The sequence below is a fragment of the uncultured Mucilaginibacter sp. genome, assembly GCF_903913935.1.
GTDB lineage: Bacteria > Bacteroidota > Bacteroidia > Sphingobacteriales > Sphingobacteriaceae > Mucilaginibacter.
The window spans coordinates 1-6,243 of sequence record NZ_CAIWNH010000495.1 but is presented as its reverse complement, the minus strand read 5'-3'; the positions used below and the strand labels follow the sequence as shown (position 1 = coordinate 6,243).

The 6,243-nt window shown below is 39.6% G+C and carries 5 protein-coding genes; all 5 read right to left on the bottom strand.

What is annotated here, in order from left to right; translation table 11 throughout:
- Window positions 1-326 (bottom strand): DoxX family protein (locus tag QZY09_RS20055; RefSeq protein ID WP_295675328.1); only part of this gene is annotated, 326 nt, incomplete at its 3' end.
- A gap of 21 nt (window positions 327-347) precedes the next feature.
- A complete protein-coding gene (locus QZY09_RS20050) occupies window positions 348-773 on the bottom strand; it encodes a VOC family protein (RefSeq protein ID WP_295675327.1) in 426 nt (141 codons plus the stop codon).
- A 188-nt stretch (window positions 774-961) separates the two neighbouring features.
- A complete protein-coding gene (locus tag QZY09_RS20045; RefSeq protein ID WP_295675326.1) occupies window positions 962-2,599 on the bottom strand; it encodes a gliding motility protein RemB in 1,638 nt (545 codons plus the stop codon).
- 32 nt (window positions 2,600-2,631) lie between these two features.
- A complete protein-coding gene (locus QZY09_RS20040) occupies window positions 2,632-4,245 on the bottom strand; it encodes a gliding motility protein RemB (protein ID WP_295675324.1) in 1,614 nt (537 codons plus the stop codon).
- A gap of 27 nt (window positions 4,246-4,272) precedes the next feature.
- Window positions 4,273-6,243: polysaccharide biosynthesis protein (locus QZY09_RS20035; protein ID WP_367119247.1), on the bottom strand; the 1,971-nt coding region annotated here is incomplete at its 5' end.

Genomic DNA, 6,243 nt, shown 5'->3' with positions numbered 1-6,243 from the left:
ACTACTAAAATAACAACAGGAGGGAGCAACAATCCGATGCCTTCGCCCATATAGGCCCTTGACCAAAATGCACCGACAAATGAAATGGTAAAACCGGAGAAAGCCCACTCCTTTATGGTGTTGAACGTGGTTTGAAGTATGGCTAATACGCCAAGTAATTTTGCCGCACCAAACATCGTCATCACATATAATGGATACCCAAGGTGTTGCATCCTCTCCACACCTCTTTTTTCGTGGCTTATTCCTCCTATACCATCCATCAGCATAGCTAATGAAAATAAAATTGTTAATATCCAGTAGGAAATCGTTATTGTTTTAGATGTCATGTCCAAATTTTTATTTGCTGTTTATTGTTGATTTGCAGCGCCTTTTTCAAAATTCAGCATCCACATAATGTTAAATTTATCTGTAAAACAGCCGAATAACGATCCCCAAAACGAATCTTTTAGCGGCTCAAGTATTTTCCCGCCCGCAGAGAGTTTTGAATAGAATGTATTTATCTCATCTTCACTGCTGCAGTTAAGGGAAAGGGCAATATTATTGCCTTTTATAAAGCCATCAGGGCCAACCATGTCTGTCGCCATTAAAAGTAGTGTGTCTTTTGTTAATGATGAATGTAAAATACTGTCCTTCATAGAAGGAGCGCATTGATTTGCAATTGGCGATTCAGCAACGGTTTGAAAAGTTAATTCCCCCCCGATACAATCCTGGTAAAACTCCATGGCCTTGCGGCAATCGCCGTTAAAGCCAACATAAGCATTAATTTGTGTCATGATACTTGATCTAGCTGGTTATTAATTGAGCGAAGAGATTTGTCTGTTCGCTAAACAAAACTACAGTCATTCAAAAGATTACAAAGGTGCCGGGCATGACATAATAAGGGGGGGATTGTGACAGATAAATATTGGCGGTATCCCGACGAAATACCGGGAATATTAAAAAAGACATCAGTTGATGTAAATCAATGCGTTTTATAGCTGGCCAGGTCTGTGTACAGATCCCGGAATGAACTTCGCAATCCAATTGTGATCATAGAAGCCCTGTTATTAAACTGGCTGTTTTGTTCAACCCGGAGTGTTCCCCCAAGTTCAAACCTTAAATTATACCGTGGATTTAACACATAGGCAACCTTTCCTTCTATGTAAATCATGTTGGTTGTTAGTCCCTGGCCGGTATAATTACCGTATTGGCGGGCTGCATTGGTATATATATCAAAAATATTTTTTCCATAATCCAGCGTGTTCAGGTCGAAGCCGTATCTGCCAAGGTCGGTTTCTCCGCTGAAGTCAAACCGTTTATAACTATAATTTAACAAACCTACGATTTCCCTGAAATTAGCTCCCCATGGATGTGCGAGAGGTTCGCCGTTTTCCGAATAATTCTCAATAGCTGACCTCGCCGAATAAGTATATGGCTTCGCATTATTGGTTTCGAGCAACAGGTTAAGATGATCAACCTTAAACAGATTGGTTGCCCTGAACCCTAATTGCCAGCCGTATTTATTATCTGACGCACCGTTGCTGGAAAAGAAATCGGCGGAATGAAATTCATTAAGGGCAAATTGACCGTAAACAGTTACGCCATTGCTAACCTTATATTTTCCTGTAAAACCCAGTAAGGATTTATCCGGATCGTCACTCGAATTGTTAACAGGCTTTGTAAATATAATGGGGTTAATATAATTAAAATCAAAAGGACGCTTTACGCCGTTATCGTCTGTGAAGAACCCGATAACATTATCAAAAAAACCAAAGGACAACCGTTTACTGATGTTCCAGTCCAGGTAGTGAAAAACACCAAATTTCTTCCGGTTGCTACCATATTGAGAGGTAGTAGCCGGATCGTTCATATACGTCCACATCACCATGTATCTCAAACTGCTTACCGATCCGGTAAGTTTAAAAAAGAGATACGGCGAAGCAATGTCTGATAATAGCATGGACCGATAACCATCACCAATAAATGTTTTATCACGGCCGGCGGCGATATTCAAAAATTTATTGGGGGTATAAGAAGCGATAGCAGTAAAATAATACCATTCAGGGTTTTGTGGCAAAGTACGATCATAGGCTTGCCCGTTAACAATGCCGGTTTGCCTTGTATATATGGCCATGTATGCGGGTTGGATTGCTGTTCCTGCATAGCCGCTAATGTTGTAATAAAATTTATTGCCATTTGAACCGCCCAGCTGAAAGCCTAACGAGGCGATGCTGATTGTTTTGTGCCCTGAAAAATCCCTGCCAATGGTAAAGTCCGGTAACAAGTCAGCATAAAAAGATGATTTGCCCGAATGTATATCAACCAGGTGTTCATTATAAAGCTTTTTGTATCCCCAATCATCTTTTTGCCCGTTAGTGTTGTAACTAATCATTGATTGCAGCGGAATTTTTAGTAGTGAATCGCCGGTAAAGAATGGTTTTATCGAAGTATGTTCACGTGTCGCTGTTGAATATAAGTCAATATTTGCTTTCTGGTAGAATTGGTAGGAGTAAGGCTGATAATCGCTTTGCGCAAAAATTGGCGTACAAAAAATAATATTAAACGCGATTAGCGTACCGCTAAATCTATATATTTTTAAAGCGTAGTTTTTTTTCATCATTTCGGCAATTTGAAAACTAAAAAAAAATAGGGCTAAAAATCATGGTAGAGATCCCGGAATGAACTTCTTAACCCAACTGTAAATAATATTGTTTTTGTATTGCTAAGCGCATTGCTTTCCTGGCGGAGGAGTACGCCAATTTCCATTCGTAAGTTGTATTTGGGATTCAGAATATAGGCTACGGTACCCTCAGCATATTTTAACGTCGTCGTCAGGCCCCGCCCTGTACCACTGTAGCCGGGAGCAATGTTTACATCATCAGCCAGGGTGATATCTTTTCCATAATTGATATTACCGGTATTTAAGCCATATTTTGCCCATAACAATTCGCCCTGGAAATCAAATTTTCCGAGGCTGTAATTCAAGATACCAATATACTCTTTAAAGTTTGCACCAAGCGGGTCGGCCAGTGGTTCACTCAATTCAGCATAATTTACCATAGGATATTTATTTGAATAGGTAAAGGGTGATGCCGTATTGTATTCGATTAAATAATTTAAATTACTTACCTTAAAAAGTTCCCATCCTTTAAATCCTGCTTGCCAGGCATTACCGTTCCCTTTTACAGCAGATGACAGTGACTGGTCAAAAAGCAATTGTCCATAAATTGTGGTTTTGGGCAATATTTTATATTTGCTGTTAAACCCGATCAGGGTATGGTCGGCTACCTGGCTTGGGGGCCCGAAAGCCGACGAAAAATATACCGGGTTAATGTAATTTATATCAAAGCCGCGCAATTGCCCCAGGTCATTGGCTTCCTCACTAATAATGGCATTAAAAAAACCAAGTGAAGCCCGGTTTGTGATGTTCCAGTCAACGTAATGAAATGCGCCCCATTTCCTCCTGTTGTTCGAAAATGAATTAAATTGAACAGCATTCTGATCTTCCATATACGTCCACATGGCCATATATTGAACTTTTTTACCGAGGTTAACAGTCAGCCGCAATAACGGGTAGGCCGATGCATAATCCGATAACAATATTGAACGGTAGCCTTCGCCGATGAACGTTTTGTCTTCGCCTAAAGCGATGGTTATATTTTTGCCGGCCTGGTAGCCAATCAATGCAGTCACATAAGCCCAATCTTTCGAGCTTGCCGGTAAACCCCTGTCGTAGCCTTGCCCGGGCACCATACGCGTTTTGTTGATGTAATCCGTTTCGTAATTAGCAAACTTTCCCTGGTTTTCGTAACCGCTGGTATAAAAAAAGAAATTTGACCCTACCGTGCCTGACACCTGGTAACCGCGTGTATTTAGCCATGTGGTCCGCCTGCCTTCAAGCTGTTTCCCCAATTGAAGATCTGGCAAATAGTCGGCATTTAAGGTATAACCACTGTTTTTAACTTCAACCGCATGTCCGCTGAAAAGTATCCGGTACACCCAGCTTTTTTGGGAATTATCCGCCGCTGCCATTACTAGCGAGTCATAAAGTCCCCTCACAACGCTGGAATCAGAAATGAGGTATGGCTTTACAGCGGTATGTGAATTTGAATTTATGGGGTACACCGCCTTATTCAATTTTTGATAAAAATGATAGGAGTAGGGCTGATAGATCAATTGGGCGTTTGCTTCCTTCGTTGTCAAAAAAAGAACAAAAAACGATATGAATACGAAAGAAGCTTTTTTCAAATAGTAACCAGGTTCCATCAGCATATATTTAAAGTTAGCAAATAACTAAGCAGAAGGAACTGCTTCACGTTTAGCAAGCTCCAAAGGCGCTTGTAAACCGCTCAGTATATTGTCACAAGGCGCTATATCCAACTCTCCAAATGTTGAATTGTTACTGATAAATTCAGGCACAATTGATTTCATTTTTTTTACAACGCCCAATATATTGTTTTGATTATTTAAGGCAATTAATTCCTTTATATCACTGAGCACATCACGATAATTATTTGCAATCACTTTTGAAATCCTGATCTTTTCGTGATAGGTCGGCAAAGTGCTTTCACCGTCGTTTAGCAATTCTTCATACAGTTTTTCGCCGGGCCGCAAGCCGGTATAAACAATTTTTATATCCGTTTCAGGTTGCAGGCCAGCCAGTTTTATCATATTCCTCGCCAGATCTGCTATTTTAACTGGCTCACCCATATCGAAAATATATATTTCTCCACCCTTTCCTATAGTAGCAGCTTCTAAAACCAGCTGCACAGCCTCGGGTATGGTCATGAAATAACGGGTAATTTCAGGATGAGTAACGGTTAAAGGGCCGCCTTTTTCAATTTGTTCAGCAAAACGTGGTACAACGGAACCATTAGAACCCAAAACATTACCAAACCGTGTTGTAATAAACTTGGTCTTTACGAGATTATGCCCGGGTATTCTATTTATTGATTGAATATAGATTTCAGCAATGCGTTTGCTGGCACCCATAATATTGGTAGGGTTAACCGCCTTGTCAGTGGAGATCATAACAAATTTTTCACAATCAAAATCAACAGCAAGGTCGGCAACGTTTTTTGTTCCCAACACATTGTTATGTACGGCTTCAGTTGGGTTTTCCTCCATCATCGGGACATGCTTATATGCAGCGGCATGAAAGATTATTTCAGGACGATGATCAAGAAAAAGTTTACTCATCCGGTCGTAATTGGTCACGTCTGCCATAAAAATATTCGATACTACATTAGGAAAGGTTTCTGCAACCAGTAAACTTAAATGATGCAAAGGAGTTTCAGCCTGGTCGCACAAGATGACCATCGATGGTTTGTACCTGATCACCTGGTTGACAATTTCCGATCCGATTGAGCCCGCAGCACCCGTAATCAAAATGCGTTTTCCTAACAGATCTTTTGAAATATGGTCTAATTCCACCTGAATAGGCATACGTTGCAGCAAGTCCTCTATTTTAAGATGCTTTATTTGGTTAAAATTTAATTTGCCAAATAACCATTGATCAGTTGGTGGTATTGTAAGTACCTGGATGCCAAGTGTTAAGCATTTTTCTATAGTTTGCTTTTTACTTTTTTCGTCGAGGTCCTGATTCAGGATCATCAATTTTTCAACATTATATTTTTGCTTAAGTTTTTCAAGTGATTTTAAGTCGTAAACTTTTGTTCCCTGTATTTCAACGTGTTTATTACCATAGTCATCGTCAATAAAACCAACAATAGTAAATTTTGCCTGTGCACTCCTTTGCAGCCCTTGTTTTATAAACAGCGCTTCTGCATCAGAACCGTATATCAAAACCCCGGTTTTTTTTGTACCCGGATCATTTTTCATATATAAAAACAATCCTTTAACAGCAAACCTGAAAATAAATAATGTCATGCTCGAGATAGAAACATTTACCATTACAATGAAATTTATGGTGGTTTCGTTACTGGGCATCTGCGGCATTAACCACATGTTAACGCATAATAGGTAGACTACTGAACTAAGTAATACTGATCCGAATACACGTACCAGGTCGGTCATATTGGAATACCGGATTAGGCCGGTATGAATATGCATAACAAACATTACGACGAAAGCTATCATACAGTATAGCCCCGTATAAATAAAAAAATAGCCCCTTAGTATATCTATGAATTCAAAACGGTAAACGATAAAATAGGAAAATGAAAACGACCAGATAACAATTAAAAAATCTGATATTAATATTATCCATTTTGGTATTACTCTTTTAAGTGCTGAAGTAAGGTT